This window comes from Thiocystis violacea (assembly GCF_016583565.1).
Classification (GTDB): domain Bacteria; phylum Pseudomonadota; class Gammaproteobacteria; order Chromatiales; family Chromatiaceae; genus Thiorhodococcus; species Thiorhodococcus violaceus_A.
Genome location: NZ_NRRF01000012.1, coordinates 71,280 through 86,870, shown reverse-complemented (window position 1 = coordinate 86,870; position 15,591 = coordinate 71,280). Strand labels below are relative to the sequence as shown.

The 15,591-nt window shown below is 63.0% G+C and carries 13 protein-coding genes; 12 read left to right on the top strand and 1 reads right to left on the bottom strand.

Annotated features, from left to right (window positions below; translation table 11 throughout):
- The first annotated feature begins 63 nt into the window (after positions 1-63).
- The 7 genes from CKO23_RS07590 (at position 64) to CKO23_RS07560 (ending at position 8,868) form a co-directional block, all read left to right on the top strand.
- Positions 64-1,275 (top strand): 30S ribosomal protein S1, encoded by a 1,212-nt coding sequence (locus CKO23_RS07590; RefSeq protein ID WP_200329665.1) that lies wholly within the window; start codon positions 64-66, stop codon positions 1,273-1,275.
- A 99-nt stretch (positions 1,276-1,374) separates the two neighbouring features.
- Positions 1,375-2,580 carry a radical SAM family heme chaperone HemW gene (gene hemW, locus CKO23_RS07585; protein WP_200329663.1) on the top strand — a complete coding sequence of 402 codons (1,206 nt, stop codon included), beginning with the start codon at positions 1,375-1,377 and terminating at the stop codon, positions 2,578-2,580.
- Positions 2,581-2,786: 206 nt separating this feature from the next.
- Complete coding sequence (gene mgtE, locus CKO23_RS07580) at positions 2,787-4,451, top strand: magnesium transporter (RefSeq protein ID WP_242482281.1); 1,665 nt, start codon at positions 2,787-2,789, stop codon at positions 4,449-4,451.
- Positions 4,452-4,685: 234 nt separating this feature from the next.
- On the top strand, positions 4,686-4,886 hold the full coding sequence (gene rpmE, locus CKO23_RS07575) for a 50S ribosomal protein L31 (protein ID WP_200329661.1): 201 nt from the start codon (positions 4,686-4,688) through the stop codon (positions 4,884-4,886).
- A gap of 289 nt (positions 4,887-5,175) precedes the next feature.
- A complete protein-coding gene (locus CKO23_RS07570) occupies positions 5,176-6,438 on the top strand; it encodes a malic enzyme-like NAD(P)-binding protein (RefSeq protein ID WP_346014583.1) in 1,263 nt (420 codons plus the stop codon).
- Between the two features lie 108 nt (positions 6,439-6,546).
- Positions 6,547-7,479 (top strand): malate dehydrogenase, encoded by a 933-nt coding sequence (mdh, locus tag CKO23_RS07565; protein WP_200329657.1) that lies wholly within the window; start codon positions 6,547-6,549, stop codon positions 7,477-7,479.
- Positions 7,480-7,572: 93 nt separating this feature from the next.
- Positions 7,573-8,868 carry a citrate synthase gene (locus tag CKO23_RS07560; RefSeq protein ID WP_200329655.1) on the top strand — a complete coding sequence of 432 codons (1,296 nt, stop codon included), beginning with the start codon at positions 7,573-7,575 and terminating at the stop codon, positions 8,866-8,868.
- Here the strand turns inward: CKO23_RS07560 and CKO23_RS07555 are convergent.
- The gene (locus CKO23_RS07555; protein WP_200329653.1) at positions 8,844-9,479 is read right to left on the bottom strand and encodes a hypothetical protein; all 636 of its coding nucleotides are present in this window, start codon (positions 9,477-9,479) and stop codon (positions 8,844-8,846) included. The genes CKO23_RS07560 and CKO23_RS07555 overlap by 25 nt on opposite strands.
- 694 nt (positions 9,480-10,173) lie before the next feature.
- Between CKO23_RS07555 and CKO23_RS07550 the strand changes: the two genes are divergently transcribed.
- Genes CKO23_RS07550 through pilQ form a run of 5 tightly spaced genes read left to right on the top strand, consistent with a single transcriptional unit; the run spans position 10,174 to position 15,420 of the window.
- Positions 10,174-11,247 carry a pilus assembly protein PilM gene (locus CKO23_RS07550; RefSeq protein WP_200329651.1) on the top strand — a complete coding sequence of 358 codons (1,074 nt, stop codon included), beginning with the start codon at positions 10,174-10,176 and terminating at the stop codon, positions 11,245-11,247.
- Positions 11,248-11,820, top strand: a complete 573-nt coding sequence (locus tag CKO23_RS07545) for a PilN domain-containing protein (RefSeq protein ID WP_200329649.1) — start codon at positions 11,248-11,250, stop codon at positions 11,818-11,820.
- 56 nt (positions 11,821-11,876) lie between these two features.
- A complete protein-coding gene (locus tag CKO23_RS07540) occupies positions 11,877-12,491 on the top strand; it encodes a type 4a pilus biogenesis protein PilO (protein ID WP_200329647.1) in 615 nt (204 codons plus the stop codon).
- On the top strand, positions 12,488-13,015 hold the full coding sequence (locus tag CKO23_RS07535) for a pilus assembly protein PilP (protein WP_200329645.1): 528 nt from the start codon (positions 12,488-12,490) through the stop codon (positions 13,013-13,015). The genes CKO23_RS07540 and CKO23_RS07535 overlap by 4 nt, the downstream gene beginning before the upstream one ends.
- Before the next feature lie 20 nt (positions 13,016-13,035).
- A complete protein-coding gene (gene pilQ / locus CKO23_RS07530) occupies positions 13,036-15,420 on the top strand; it encodes a type IV pilus secretin PilQ (protein ID WP_200329643.1) in 2,385 nt (794 codons plus the stop codon).
- Positions 15,421-15,591: the final 171 nt, after the last annotated feature.

Genomic DNA, 15,591 nt, shown 5'->3' with positions numbered 1-15,591 from the left:
AATGGCGATTACGCCCTACAATAGCCAGGATCATCCATCCACTTGTCATCCTCCGTCTCACCCATGTCCGACTCACAAAGCTTCGAAGACCTGCTCAACCAATTCGACCAAACCCACCCGCAGAGCCTCAAGGGCGACCCGACAGTGGGGGAAAAGGTCAAGGGCACACTGATCGCGATGGGGGAGGAATACGCCTTCGTCGACCTGGGCGCGAAGTCGGAGGGGCGCTTGGAGATTGCCTCGCTCAAAGATGCGGAGGGCCAGCTCAAGCATGCGGTCGGTGACGAGATCGAGAGCCATGTGACCGGCAAGGACGAGGAGAGCGGCATGCTGCTGCTCGGCAGTCAACACGGACACAAGGCCCATGGACTCGACGAGGTGGAGCGCGCCTATCGACAAGGTCTGCCGGTCCAGGGTCAGGTCACCGCGGCGGTCAAGGGCGGGCTCGACATTCAGGTCGCCGGTATTCGCGCCTTCTGTCCGGCCTCGCAGATCGATATCCGCTTCATCGATGACCTCTCCGAGTTCGTCGGTCAGCGGTTCGACTTCCGCGTGACCAAGTTCGAGGGCGGGCGCCGGCCCAATCTGGTCGTCTCGCGGCGTGCGATCCTCGAGGAGGAGCAACGCATCAAGGCCGAGGAGACCCGTGCCCTGCTCAAGGAAGGCGCGGTGCTCACGGGCACCGTGACGTCGTTGAAAGACTATGGCGCCTTCGTCGATATCGGTGGTCTCGAGGGCATGATCCACATCAGCGAGTTGGCCTTCGGGCATGTGAAGCACCCGAAGGAGATCCTGCAGGTCGGTCAGACGGTGGAGGTCGGCGTCTTGCGGATCGAGCAGCCGAGCGACGCCAAGAAGCGCGAGAAGATCGCGCTCTCGATTCGCGCGGTCAGCCGCGATCCCTGGCTGGATGCCATCGAGGCCTTCCCCGTCGGAACCCGCGTTCAGGGACGCGTGATGCGGCTCCAGCCCTTCGGTGCCTTCATCGAGCTGGCGCCCGGGATCGACGGTCTGGCGCACATCAGCGAACTCGGCGCGGAGAAACGGATCAACCACCCGAGCGAGATCCTCAAGGAGGGCGACCTGGTCGAGGCGAGCGTGCTGGGTATCGATCTCGAGCGCCACCGTATCAGCCTGTCACTGGATGAGCAGCGCGCACGCGAGGCGGCTGCCACCGACGCCCTCAAGTCGGCCAAACCGGCTGCCGCTGCACCGGAAAAGACCATGGGCAGTTTCGGCGAACTCCTGAAGGAGAGCCTGAGCAAGGGCCGCTAGTCCTGCGTCGGTGCCAGCGGATCGCCGCGGGGTGAGAGGCGTGATGCCAGGCGCAGGCACTGTGTCATCGCGCCTGCGCGGAATCGCCGCGAGGCCAAGGTGAGTCTCCGGGCGGAGACTGTGCGGGCAAGCGGACCTCCGCTGAGCCTCTACGTGCACATCCCCTGGTGTGTCCGCAAATGCCCCTATTGCGATTTCAACTCGCACGGGGCCGGCCAATCGCCCCCGTTCGAGCGCTATGTCGCTCAGCTGTTGGCGGATCTGGATGAGGATCTGAGCAGACCTGCCGCGCGGCGGCCTTTGCAATCCATCTTCATCGGCGGTGGGACCCCGAGTCTTCTACCGGGGGGCATGGCACGCCGTCTGCTGGCGGGCATTCAGGCGCGCATGGATCTGGCGTCGGACGTGGAGATCACGCTGGAAGCCAATCCCGGCACGGTCGATGCGCGGCACTTCCAGGCGTATCGCGAGGCCGGCGTGAATCGGCTCTCCATCGGTGTGCAGAGCCTGTCCGCGGACCAATTGGGCAGACTCGGGCGAATCCATGACCCCGCGCAGGCACGCGCGGCGGTGCGCATGGCACGCGCCGCCGGTTTCGAGAACCTCAATCTCGACATGATGTTCGCGCTGCCGGGCCAGACGCTGCAAGAGGCGGCTCGGGATCTGCAGGACCTGATCGCGCTTGAGCCGGAGCACATCTCCTACTACCAGTTGACGATCGAGCCGCACACCCGCTTCCACGCGCAGCCGCCCGAGCGCCCGGATGAGGATCTGGCGGCGGACATGAGCGAGCACGGCATTCGGCGGCTGGAAGCGGCCGGATACGCCCGCTACGAGGTCTCGGCCTACGCCCGCCCCGGCCGACCCTGTCGTCACAACCTCAACTACTGGCGCTTTGGCGACTATCTCGGTCTCGGCGCCGGTGCGCACGGAAAGCTGACGGATAGCGGGGACGCTGCCTCGGGCTGGTCGATCCGACGTACCGCCAAGCGGCCGAATCCCCAGGATTATCTCGACCGGGAGCCCGCTGACCTGGTGGGCACGGCGCGGGTGCTGAGCGAACCGGAGACCCTGTTCGAATTCGCACTCAACGTTTTGCGCTTGAACGGCGGATTCCAAATGCGACTCTTCGAGGACACCACAGGCCTAGACTGGTCCAGGATCCACCCCCGCATCGAAGCGGCGGTGCAAGACGGCCTCTTGTGTCTCCGCGACGGCCTGGTCAGGCCCACGGCACTGGGCGAGCGCTTCCTCGACGATCTGGTGACCCGGTTCATGCCAGGCACGAAAGAAGGAGGCGCTTGAGAACGCCCTCGCCCGACCTCGACGACGCCATCCAGGGTGAGGACGGCATGCCGGGCGCCTCTTCCGGCCGGCGCGGAATTCATCATCGACTGGTTCGATAAGGTCCGCGCATCTCTCTCACCGGGCGGACGCGCCCTGAATCGACTGGGCGAGATGCCCATGCGTGATCCTGTCGACGTCAACGCCTATCCAAACGGACGACCCACTTGAAACCACAAACGCAGGAGCGAGACGATTCCGTCGCGACCGAGATCCATCGCCTGCGCGAGATGCTCGCGCAGAACCAGGGCAAGCGCGTGCGCCGCCTGCTCAAAGCCATGCATCCGGCGAAGGTCGCGAGCTTGCTTGAAACGCTCACGCCAGAGCAGCGCGTTGCCGCCTGGCATCAGGTCGATGCACGCACGGAGCCGAAGGTGCTCGCACATCTGTCCGCGGCGCTACGCGCGCAGCTCGTGCGCGACCTCGAGGCCGACGCAGCCCCAAACGAGGATTCCACCGATCTGGCCGCGCCCGTCGCGGATGCCCGCCTGGAAGACGAGCCGGAAACCCAGTTGCGCCTCGTCCTGGATGCGCTGGACCAGGGCAAGCTCAAGCGCATCGCGCGCCTATTCCGCAAGCTGCATCCGGCGCGCATCGCCGGATTGCTGGAGTCGCTGCCGGCGACCGAGCGCGCCACGGCCTGGGACATGGTGGAGGGCGAGCGCACGGGCAAGGTGCTGCGCCACCTGCACGAGGAGGTGCGTCGGCGGCTGGCCACGGAGATGGACCTGGATCACCTGGTCGACGCCGCGCGGGGCCTCGAGCCCGATGACCTGGTCGACCTCATCCAGGACCTACCGACAGCCACCGGCCGTCAAATCCTGGAGGCCATGGATCGGCGCGAGCGCGAGCGGCTGCAGTCGATGCTCGCCTATCCCGAGGACAGCGCCGGCGGTCTCATGAACATGGACCAGATCGCGGTGCGCTCCAACATCAAGGTCGGCACCCTGCTGCGCTATCTGCGCCTGCGCGAGGATCTGCCGCTGAACACCGACAAGCTCTTCGTCATCGACCGCAAACATCAGTATCAGGGCATCCTGCGGACCGGCCGTGTGCTGACCGCGGATCTGCAGACGGCCGTCGCCGACCTCATGGAGGCCGACTTCGAACCTGTGCCAGCCGATCAGCCGAGCGATGCGGTGGCGCGCCGCTTCGAGGAGCAGGATCTGACCTCCGCCCCGGTGGTGGATGCGCAGGGCCGGCTGCTGGGGCGCATCACCATCGATGACGTGGTCGACGTCATCCGCGAGCAGTCCGCCCACGCGATGATGGGCATGGCGGGCCTCGACGAGGAAACGGATATGTTCGCCCCGGTGCTGGCCAGCAGCCGTCGGCGCGCGGTTTGGCTTGGCATCAATCTCATCACCGCCTTCCTCGCGGCCTGGGTCATCGGCCTCTTCGAGGGCACGCTGCAGCAGGTGGTGGCGCTCGCGGTGCTGATGCCGATCGTCGCCAGCATGGGCGGTATCGCCGGCAGCCAGACGCTCACGCTGGTGATCCGCGGGTTGGCGACCGGTCAGCTCGGCAGCGGCAACACCCGCATCCTGCTGCTCAAAGAGGTCGGCATCGGACTCCTGAACGGTCTGCTCTGGGCGCTGGTGGTGGCCGCGCTGGCCATTCTCTGGTTCGGCAATTGGCTCATCGGCGGCATCATTGCCGTGGCCATTCTGCTCAATCTGCTGTGTGCGGCGGTCTCCGGGGTCACCATCCCGCTGCTCATGCGCCGCTTCGGTATCGATCCGGCACTGGCTGGCGGCGTGGTGCTGACCACGGTCACCGACATCGTCGGCTTCTTCGCCTTTCTGGGACTGGCGACCTTGATCCTGCTCTGAAACGCAGGCTGGTCAACTGGCAGGGAAGCTAAATCCCGAACGCGAGAGAGGCTGTTGTCTGCGTAACGCCGCTGGCGGCGAGCCCCAAGGGCCGTCAACCGAGCCGCCTAGGAGACGACGGGTGTTGAGCGGGTTAGCGGGCTCGCAATCACGCGTTGCCTGCGTGGAAGATTCCTGGTACGCTTGCGCGTTTTACAAGAATTCCAAAGCCCAAGCGGGCCAAAAAGGGTCATCATGAAAGAAGGAATCCATCCGGATTACACCGATGTGAAGGTGGTCTGCAGCTGCGGCAACGAGTTCACGACGCGATCCACCAAGGGTCAAGAGATGCACATCGAAGTCTGCTCCTCCTGCCATCCCTTCTACACCGGAAAGCAGAAGGTTCTGGATACCGGGGGACGCGTCGACAAATTCCGTCGCAGGTATTCGCGCTGAGAGACCTAGATCGGGCGCGGGTCGTGCGAGTCAACTGTGCCTCGCGCGCCGACAGACCTCGCGCTCTCGATCGCCTTGCCATTCTGACCAAGAGACGATTGGTCGCTTCTATTATCCGCACCCGCGTCATTTGACTCGCCGCCACGGCGGGGAGATGATGCCGCCGTCACCGCCTGCCGATGCACGACCTCATCGTGCGCCTTCATGGACCTTCTCGTGGAGACTGCCGCCGACTGGGGCTTTGTCGATCGGTCGACAGACGGCCGAAGATTCCATTGGAGAGCGCACCGTGACCGACCCCGAGAGCTTCGCCCATCCCGACGCAGACTTGAACCGCGAGGCGCTGGATTTCCACGCGCATCCGAAGCCGGGCAAGATCGGCATCGCGCTGACCAAGCCGGCCGATACGCAACATGATCTCTCGCTCGCCTATACGCCCGGAGTGGCGGAGCCGGTGCGGCGGATCCATGCCGATCCGCAACGGGCTTACGACTACACCAATAAGGGCAATCTGGTTGCGGTGATCACTGACGGGAGCGCTGTGCTCGGCCTCGGAAACGTCGGCGGCCTGGCCGGCAAGCCGGTCATGGAAGGCAAGGCGGTGCTCTTCAAGCGGTTCGCGGATATCGACTGTTTCGATATCGAGGTCCAGGCCGAGCATCCGCAAGCGTTCATCGAGACGGTGACGCGCATCGCCCCGACCTTCGGGGGGATCAACCTGGAAGACATCGCCGCGCCGCATTGCTTCGAGATCGAGCAGGCGCTCATCGAGCAGCTGGACATCCCCGTCTTTCATGACGATCAGCATGGCACCGCGATCATCATCGCGGCCGGGCTGCTGAACGCGCTCGAGCTACAGGGCAAGACGCTGGAAGAGGCGCGCATCGTCGTCTTGGGCGCGGGTGCCGCCGGCATCGCCGGGATCCGCCTGCTCATGACGCTGGGCGCCCATCGCAACAATATCTTCTGCGTCGACCGCCAGGGGATCATCCACCTGGGCCGCAAGGATCTGAACCCCTATAAGTTCGGGGTCGCCGCCGATACGGAGAAACGCACGCTCGCGGATGCCATGGAAGGGGCCGACGTCTTCATCGGCGTCTCGGGACCGGATCTCGTCTCGGAGAAGATGCTCGCCTCCATGGCGCCGCGGCCCGTGGTGTTCGCCCTCTCGAATCCAGTTCCCGAGATCCGCCCGTCGGTGGCGATGCGGGTGCGCCAGGATCTGATCATGGCCACCGGCCGATCGGACTATCCGAATCAGATCAACAATGTCCTCGGCTTTCCCTTCATCTTCCGCGGTGCCCTGGACGTGCGCGCATCGCGCATCAACGAGGACATGCAGATCGCGGCGGTCGAGGCGCTCCGCGCCTTGGCTCACGAGCCTGTTCCCGGCGAAGTCCTCGCGGCCTATGGTCTGGACGCGCTGCACTTCGGTCCGGACTACATCATTCCGAAGCCCTTCGATCCGCGGCTGCGCGAGCGGGTGCCGCAAGCGGTCTCCCTCGCCGCCATCAAGAGTGGCGTCGCGCGCATTCCGCAAGCGGTGTCATGACCAGTATGATTGGCTGAAGGCTCGGGTCGACAACGGCCGACGTTGGCGAATCTCTGTAATCCCGAGCATCCGACGGATAACCATCCAATCGACCGGAGGAGCAGAGACGTGAAAAAGATCAGTATCGTGGGCGCTGGCCGCGTCGGTGAAACAACGGCGCAGATCCTGGCGGAAGAGGAGTTCTGCCGAGAGATCGCACTCTTCGATGTTCGCGAGGACGTGCCGGAAGGGATCGCGCTGGACATCCTGCAGACAGCGCCTTTCTTCGAGTTCGATTGCGTCATCCAAGGCAGCAACGACCCCCGCATCCTCAAGGATTCCGAGCTCGTCATCGTCACTGCGGGCATTCCGCGCAAGCCGGGGATGTCGCGGGCCGACGTCTTGGAGACCAATACCCGCATCATTGACGAGGTCACGGACCATGTCATGGCGCACGCACCCAATGCCATGATGCTGCTGGTCTCCAACCCCGTGGATGCCCTGACCTACCGGGTCGCCCAACGGACCGGCTGGGATCGCAGTCGGGTCTTCGGTCAGGCCGGGGTGCTGGACGCCTCCCGCATGGCCAGCTTCATCGCGCAGGAGACCGGGTTCTCCGCCCTGGACATCACCACCATGGTGCTTGGCGGGCACGGCGACACCATGGTTCCCGTCTCGCGCTTTTGCACTATCAACGGCATACCCATTTCATATTTCCTCTCGGATGAGCGCATCGAGGCCATCAACGAGCGCACGCGCAAGGGTGGCGCGGAGATCCTTGCGTTGCGCAAGAGTTCGAGCGCCTATGACGCCCCTGGTGCGGCGGTGGCGGCCATGGTCGACGCCATCGTCAACAACAGGCGGCGTGTGCTGCCCTGTGTCGCCCTGCTCGAAGGCGAGTATGGCGAAGCGGATATCGCCATGGGCGTGCCCTGCATCCTCGGCGAGAAAGGCGTGGAGTCGGTCGTCGAGCTGAACCTCAATGACCGCGAGCGCGCGGATTTCGACAAGTCCGCCTCAGCCGTGCGGGCTGAAATCGAGCGAGTGCGAGACATCCACTGAGGCGGCTTTTGGCGCCCACTGACTCGAAAACCACACGCGCTGTTCCTCAATGGTGATCGAGCACCAGGAACAGCCTTGGCCAGGAGCGAGCTAATGTCGAACGAAACCATCACCGTGATCAACAATGCCACTGGAGAGCGGCATGAATTCCCGCTGAAACAGGGGATCCTGGGACCAGCTGCGGTGGATATCTCCTCGCTCTACAAGGAAGCCGGGTTCTTCACCTACGACCCTGGCTTCATGTCGACCGCCAGCTGCAACAGCGCCATTACCTTCATCGACGGCGAGGAAGGCGTCTTGCTCTACCGCGGCTACCCCATCGAGCAGCTCGCGACCAAGGCGAGCTTCTTGGAGGTCGCCTACCTCTTGCTCTACGGCGATCTCCCTGACGAGAAGGCGCTGCTGGGTTTTGAGAAGATCATCACCCGCCACACCATGCTCAATGAGAACCTCAAGGATTTTCTCGACGGGTTTCACTACGACGCACACCCCATGTCGATGCTCGTGGGCGTGGTGGGCTCCCTGTCCGCTTTCTACCACGATTCGCTGAGCGTCAATGATCCGCGCCATCGCGAGATCTCGGCACACAGACTCATCGCGAAACTGCCCACCATCGCGGCCGCCGCCTATAAGCACAGCGTCGGCGAGCCGATCATGTACCCGCGTAACGACCTGCGCTATTGCGCGAACTTCCTCCACATGATGTTCGCGACGCCATGCGAGCACTACAAGCCTGGCCTGATCGCCGAGAAGGCGATGAATCTGCTCTTCATTCTCCATGCCGACCACGAGCAGAATGCCAGCACATCGACCGTTCGGCTCGCGGGTAGCTCCGGGGCCAATCCCTTCGCCTGTATCGCGGCGGGAATCGCCTCGCTCTGGGGTCCGGCTCACGGGGGCGCCAACGAGGCGGTGCTCGACATGCTGCTCGAGATCGGTGATGTCAAGAACGTGCAGCGCTTCATCGAAAAGGCGAAGGACAAGGACGATCCCTTCCGACTCATGGGCTTCGGACACAGGGTCTACAAGAACTACGACCCGCGCGCCAAGATCATCCGCGAGGTCTGCCATCAGGTTCTCGATGAACTGGCGGATGCCAATAACCCGCTCTTCGAGCTCGCCATGAAGCTGGAGGAGATCGCGCTCAACGACGAATACTTCGTCGAGCGCCAGCTCTACCCGAACGTCGACTTCTACTCAGGCATCATCTACCAGGCGCTCGGCATTCCCCGCAACATGTTCACGGTAATGTTCGCGGTCGCCCGAACCGTGGGCTGGGTCTCGCACTGGATGGAAATGATGTCGGACTCCAGCAACCGGATCGGCCGACCCCGCCAAATCTATTGCGGACCCACCCAGCGCGACTACCTGCCCATCTCGAAGCGATAGCCGGCATCCTCCTCGGCGAGCAGCTGCTCGACCTCGTCGACATCCGCGCCGCGCTGGGGTCGATCCGTGATCGGATCCAGCGGCGGATGTCGGCGGCACTGACGTGGCAGCACGATCAGCTCGAAGGGGATCTCACCGGCCATGAAACGAAAAACCGGGTGAGCACTGCGCTGTCCTCCCGGATAACGCAGGCTACGCTCGGCTTCCCGCCAAGGAATCCGCTGCTCCACGAGGGCGAAGAGGACGTCTTCCGGCCGATCGGCGAAGAGAAACAATTCGACGCCGGTCTGACGATCGCCCATGCCGGTGAGCACCGACCCGACCAGCCATGGCGAGAACGCCGCGAAGGTCTGCATCGCCTGTAGGGCCTGCTGACGCAGGCTGTGACGCTCGCGGGCGTGCGCGGATCCAAGAAACAGCCGCTGCTGGATCAGAACGGCATCACGGACCGCCTCGTTTGTTGGCCAGTGTCGGCGATCCTGGATTCCGGCTCGCTCGGCGGCTTTGCGCCGGGCCCGATCGAAATCGGACAACCCCTGCTCGACCATGATGCGCGCGGCTTCGTAAGCCAGGCGCTCTTTGAGTGCGTTTGAACGGTCTCGTCCAGCCATCGAATAGCTCCTCTTCTGCATGTGCGAGCAGGGTGCGCGGCTGCCGGATTCGCAGATTCGTTTCCGATCACCGCGCATCGTCGCATTGAATCACCGGTCAGGCGAGACGCCAGACCCGCGCGATTCATCCACGCGGAGCCAAGCTCATCTGGCCAGACAATCCACCGCCAGTCGAAACAGGCGGAGCCTTGTTGCATCGGGGCAACAGTTGCGTCTTGACGAAGGTGACGGCGACCCTGCGCCGCAGCAATCGAGTAAGCGCCGATGGACCTTTGCGCGCGCAGACTTAGGTCAATATCTTCCACGAAAAATGACGCCGCGCTAGCATCTCAGCAGGAGGATGTGGCTATAATGGCGCGCAGCTATTTGTGGCAGTTACGCCAGTTGCTGTCTCGGTATTGAGGGATAACAGGGAGAGAACATGTGCCTCGCCGTGAAGAAAACGAGCACCAGGACAAGTTCAAGAAGCATCTGTTTCGCGTATCCTCAGCCGCCGCGGCCCTTCGGCCTGACTCGGCAGGCTCCATCCGAGCTGTCCACGCGACCGACTCGTCGGGCTTATGCTGTCTGACGAGTGGTATGGAGGGAGTCGCATGAAGGGGCTCATTCCACACGTCAAGTCTGTTATCTTTTCACGACAGCACGGAATTCAAGCTCATACACTCCTCGACGGATACGAATCAGCGAGATAAATATGTTTGGCCTCAGTCGCAAGAACAGTCCCCTCTTGGGGATAGACATCAGCTCGACGGCCATCAAGTTGATCGAGCTTTCGCAAACCTCTGGCTCCAAGGCGGGACACTATCGGGTCGAGCACTATGCGATCGAGCCGCTTCCTGGTAATGCCGTCGCCGAGAAGAAGATCGTCGAGCCCGAAGCGGTCGGACAGTGCATCCGCAAGGCCGTGACCAAGGCGGGCACCAAGACCAAGAAGGCCGCGATTGCGGTGGCTGGCTCGGCCGTCATCACCAAGGTGATTACCCTGCCGGCGACGCTGAGTGACGCCGAAATGGAGACCCAAATCCAGCTCGAGGCCGATCAATACATCCCCTACCCGCTCGAAGAGGTCAATCTCGACTTCGACGTCATCGGTCCATCGAAGAACAGCCCCGAGGTCCTGGACGTCCTGCTGGCGGCATCGCGTCGGGAGAATGTGGACGATCGCGTCAGTGTGCTCGAGCTTGCGGGCCTGATCCCGACCATCGTCGATGTCGAGGCCTACGCGATGGAGAATGCCTGCTCGCTGATCCAACGCATGCGCAAGGACGCGGGCGCTTCCAAGACCCTTGCGATCGTGGATGTGGGCTCCGCAACCACGACGCTCCACGTCCTGAACGACGGCCAGATCATCTATACGCGCGAGCAGAATTTCGGCGGTCAGCAACTGCGCGAGGAGGTTCAGCGGCGCTACGGCCTCACCCGCGAACAAGCGACGCAGCAGATCATGGATGGCGATGTCGCCGAGACCTACGAGATCGACGTCTTGGGGCCTTTCAAGGAGGCCCTGGCTCAGCAGATCGGCCGCGCGCTCCAGTTCTTCTACTCGGGAACGACCTTCAACAAGGTCGACCAGATCCTGCTCGCCGGCGGTCCGGCCAGCATTCCCCGGATTGATGCCCTGGTGGAGGATCGACTGAAGGTCCCGACCATGGTCGCCAATCCCTTCAGTCAGATGTCGCTCTCACCCGACATCAAATCCCAACAACTCATGCGAGAAGCGCCCGGAATGATGGTGGCGGTCGGCCTCGCGCTGAGAGGGTTCGATTAGATGGCGCGCATCAATCTACTCCCGTGGCGTGAAGAAGCGCGCCAACAACGTCAGAAGGACTTCCTGACGGCGCTTGGAATCGCGCTCGCCATTACCTTCGCCGGCGCGGTGCTCGTCCATGTCTACAACGAGGACAGGATCAGCGGCCAGCAGGCGAAGAATACCTACCTCCAGACCCAGATCGCCGCTCTCGATCGCAAGATCAAAGAGATTGATGAGCTCGAGAAGACGAAGGCCGATCTCCTGGCTCGCATGGACATCATCCAGAAACTCCAGACGAGCCGGCCGGAGATCGTTCGCTTGTTCGACGAGCTGGTCACAGCCCTGCCGGCAGGCGTCTATTTGACGAAGGTCCAGCAGACTGGCCGCTCCGTGGTCATCGAGGGCCGGGCGCAATCCAACGCGCGTGTCTCCGCCTTCATGAGCCAGGTCGAAGGCTCGCAGTCGATCGGGAAGCCACGCCTGATGCTGATCGAGAACAAGGACAAGACAGGCACGGGTCTGAGTCATTTCCGTCTTTCGTTCGACCAGGTCAGCCCGACCGCGGAGACGGAAGCCGGCGACCAAACCTAAGCTCGGCTTCGGTCGTAGCACCAAGCAATCCGAGGCAAACCGAATGGGATGCGGTCATGGATCTGAATGAGCTCAACCAACTCGATCTGAATAGCTTCGGCGAATGGCCGCTCCCGGTCAAAGCCGTCGCCATTGCTTTGGCCTGCATCGCGCTCGGCGGTGCGGCTTACTACTTCGATACCAAGGATCAGCTCGTGCGGCTCACACAGGCGCAGTCGACCGAGCGAGATCTGCGCGGTACCTTCGAAGCCAAGCAGAAGAAGGCGGCGAATCTCGAGGCTTACCGCAACCAGCTTGCGGAGATGAAGGAGTCCTTCGGCGCCATGCTGCGCCAACTGCCGAACAAGACCGAGGTCGCCTCGCTGTTGGTGGACGTCTCGCAAACCGGTCTCGCGAACGGGCTCGAATTCGAACTCTTCCAGCCTGAGAGCGAGGTCACGAAGGACTTCTACTCGGAACTCCCGATCCGCGTGCGCGTGAACGGCAATTATCACGACTTCGGACGCTTCATCAGCGGATTGGCCGCGCTCCCGCGGATCGTGACCATTCACGACGTGGAGATCGAGGACGCGGCCGGCCGTGGTGCCCAGCAGAACGAGCCCGGCAGCAACCTGACGTTGCAGGCGACCGTCAAGACCTATCGCTATCTGGATGAGGAGACGGCCCAATGATTCGCCGTCAGCACCTGAATACCCTCTGGCTCTGCGTCCCATTCTTGCTCGTCGGTTGCGGGGGGGACAAGATGGGCGAGCTCCAGGCCTATGTTCAGTCCGTCCTGGCGCGCCCGCCGGGTCCGATCGAGCCGCTTCCCGAGATCAAGCCCGTCGATACCTTCGTCTACGAACCGGGCGACCGGCGTGACCCCTTCGTGCCAGATGCACAGTCGGAGCCCGAGGAAGAAATCGCCGAGGCTGGCGGTCTTGCACCGGATCCGAATCGTCGGAAGGAGGAGCTCGAGAGTTCCCCGCTGGATTCACTTCGCATGGTCGGCACCCTGGATCTCGGCAATGAGCGTTGGGGTCTGATCCGCACCAAGGAAGGCATCCTTCATCGCGTTAGAGTCGGCAATTATCTCGGCCAGAACAATGGCCAGATCATCAGCATCGGGAACGACGCGATCCAGTTGACCGAAATCGTCTCAGATGCGCCTGGCCAATGGCGTGAACGCGCGGCCACGCTCGCGCTGACTCAATGATCCGAGGAGGGAAGACCGCGATGAACAGCCCATTCAACAGTGCCCGGGTGGCCAGGCCGCACACGAGGCTGGACGACCGACGCCCGAGAGCCAGCCGCATCGCGCTCTCGGCCTTATTCTTGGCGCTGGCCTTCCCAGCCCTTGCAACCGACTTGCAGAAGGTTCAGTTCGCCGCGCTGCCTGGGAGCAAGGTCGAGATCCAGCTCGATTTGAGCGGCCCGATCCCCACGCCGGAGGCCTTTGCGACCGAGTCGCCCGCCCGGATCGCCTTGGACCTTCCAGGTGTCACCAACAAGCTGGACAGCAAGGCCGTGCCCATTGGGGTCGGCGCGGTCCACAGCCTGGTCGCCGTCGAGGCAAGCGATCGAACGCGAGTCGTCTTGAATCTGACAGATCCCGTGCCTTACGAAGTGAGTTCGTCAGGGAACACCGTGACCATCCGGGTGGATACACAAGGCAAGGTGGCCTCCGCGATGCCCCCGCCGCCTACAGCGGCCGCGGCGCCGCCTGCCGCGGTCGCGCAGACCGACGCAGGAGCCGCACAGACACCGCCCCCCAACTGGAGCTATCCGACGCGTGAGCGCCGCGCTGCCGCGACGGGTCCGGCTGTGCGCGATATCGATTTCCGCCGCGGCAGCAGCGGCGAAGGGCGTATCATGATTCGTTTGCCCAACGCCGACAGCCGCGTGGCCGTGCGCGAGCAGGGTACGCGCGTCTATGTCGATCTCTATGAGACCTCGCTGCCTCAGCGGCTCTTCCGCCGTCTGGACGTGGTCGACTTCGCGACGCCGGTCACCGCCGTCGAGTCGCGCCCGAATGGAAACAACGTCGAGATCGAAGTGCAGACGGAAGGCGATTTCGACTACATGGCCTATCAGACCGATGAGATCTTCACGCTCGATTTCAGGCCGCTGACACCCGCCGAGAAGGAAGACCTGGCTCGAAAGAAGGTCGTGTACGAGGGGGATCGTCTTTCCCTGAACTTTCAGGACATCGAGGTGCGCGCCGTCCTGCAGGTGCTCGCCGATTTCACCGATCTCAACCTGGTCGCGAGCGACAGCGTGCAGGGCAACATCACGCTGCGTCTGAAGAACGTCCCCTGGGATCAGGCCCTCGACATCATCCTGAAGACCAAGGGTCTCTCGATGCGCCAGAACGGCAATGTGATCATGGTGGCGCCAACGCAAGAGTTAGCGGCGCAAGAGCAGCTCGAGATGGAGTCCAACCAGAAGATCGAGGAGCTCGCACCGCTGCGGACCGAATTCATCCAGGTCAGGTATGCCAAGGCGTCCGAGCTTGCGGCGGTTCTGAAGGGCGTCGGGGGCGCCACCGTTGCCGGCGGGATGAACGCTGGTGCCCGCTCGACCGGCACTGCCTCAGCGCGCAATGCGGTGGGTGTGGCCGCCCTTGCGAACGCGGCCTCCTCGATGGGTGTATCGGACCGCGGCATCTTGTCGCCGCGCGGCTCAGTGACGTTCGACGAGCGGACGAACACCCTGATCGTTCAGGATACCCTGGCGCAGCTCGAAGAGGTCCGTCGGGTCGTCAACTTGCTCGACGTCGCCGTGCGTCAGGTCATGATCGAGTCGCGCGTCGTTATCGCCAACAACGAATTCGCCCGCGATCTCGGCGTTCGTTTCGGCGTTTCGGGCTCAATGGGCTCCTTCAATAACAACGAGGTGCTGATCGCTGGTGGCCAGGATGGCAATCTAGCGTTGTCCGGCTACGACTCGGGACCCTTCGGCCTCAATACGGAAACCGGAACTCGCTACAACTCGACGCTCACGGATGACGACGGCAACGCAACCCTCATCACCAATCTTCCGGCCAACACCATTTACAATCCGAGCGGGTCGCTCGACTTCCTCATCGGCAAGGTCGGTTCCTATCTGATTCAGCTCGAGCTGTCGGCCATGCAGCGTGAGGGGCGTGGGGAGATTGTCTCCAGTCCACGCGTCATCACGTCCGACAAGCACCAGGCCACCATCAAGGTTGGTCAGGAGATCCCTTACCAGGAGCAGACGGGCCAGGGCAACACCTCGGTCGCCTTCAAGGAGGCGGTCCTCCAGCTGGACGTGACGCCGCAGATCACGCCGGACGACCGGATCATCATGGACCTCGAGGTGCACAAAGACGCACCCGACTACACCAACGTCGTGCTTGGCGTGCCACCGGTCAATACCCGCTCGGTCACGACCAACGTCCTCGTGGACAATGGTGAAACCGTGGTGCTGGGCGGCGTCTTCGAGCGCGAGAAAACATTCGCCAAGGAGCAGGTGCCCTGGCTCGGCGACGTGCCGGTGCTCGGGCGTCTCTTCAAACAAGAGGCGCGCCAAGACAAAAACTCCGAGCTCTTGATCTTTGTCACACCGAAGATCCTGAGCAGTGACATCGTCCAACGTTGAACATGCGTTGAAATCGATCGAGGGCTCCGACAGACGCTAGGACGTCCGTCGGCGCTAGCAGAGCAGCGGGAAGCCGCGTCGGTGTCTTGAGCGATCCTAGCCTGCGGCCCTCGCGCCGCAGCACTCGACGTCAAGGCCGCGATGGGCTTCCCGCCGTCGTTTCGGGGTTTC

What these genes read in the sequence shown, in the direction of transcription:
- rpmE (WP_200329661.1), top strand. Translation starts at nt 4,686, where the DNA reads ATGAAAGAAGGAATCCATCCGGATTACACCGATGTGAAGGTGGTCTGC.
- CKO23_RS07590 (WP_200329665.1), top strand. Translation starts at nt 64, where the DNA reads ATGTCCGACTCACAAAGCTTCGAAGACCTGCTCAACCAATTCGACCAA.
- CKO23_RS07555 (WP_200329653.1), bottom strand. Translation starts at nt 9,479, where the DNA reads ATGGCTGGACGAGACCGTTCAAACGCACTCAAAGAGCGCCTGGCTTAC.
- CKO23_RS07540 (WP_200329647.1), top strand. Translation starts at nt 11,877, where the DNA reads ATGGATCTGAATGAGCTCAACCAACTCGATCTGAATAGCTTCGGCGAA.
- CKO23_RS07535 (WP_200329645.1), top strand. Translation starts at nt 12,488, where the DNA reads ATGATTCGCCGTCAGCACCTGAATACCCTCTGGCTCTGCGTCCCATTC.
- pilQ (WP_200329643.1), top strand. Translation starts at nt 13,036, where the DNA reads ATGAACAGCCCATTCAACAGTGCCCGGGTGGCCAGGCCGCACACGAGG.
- CKO23_RS07550 (WP_200329651.1), top strand. Translation starts at nt 10,174, where the DNA reads ATGTTTGGCCTCAGTCGCAAGAACAGTCCCCTCTTGGGGATAGACATC.
- CKO23_RS07560 (WP_200329655.1), top strand. Translation starts at nt 7,573, where the DNA reads ATGTCGAACGAAACCATCACCGTGATCAACAATGCCACTGGAGAGCGG.
- CKO23_RS07545 (WP_200329649.1), top strand. Translation starts at nt 11,248, where the DNA reads ATGGCGCGCATCAATCTACTCCCGTGGCGTGAAGAAGCGCGCCAACAA.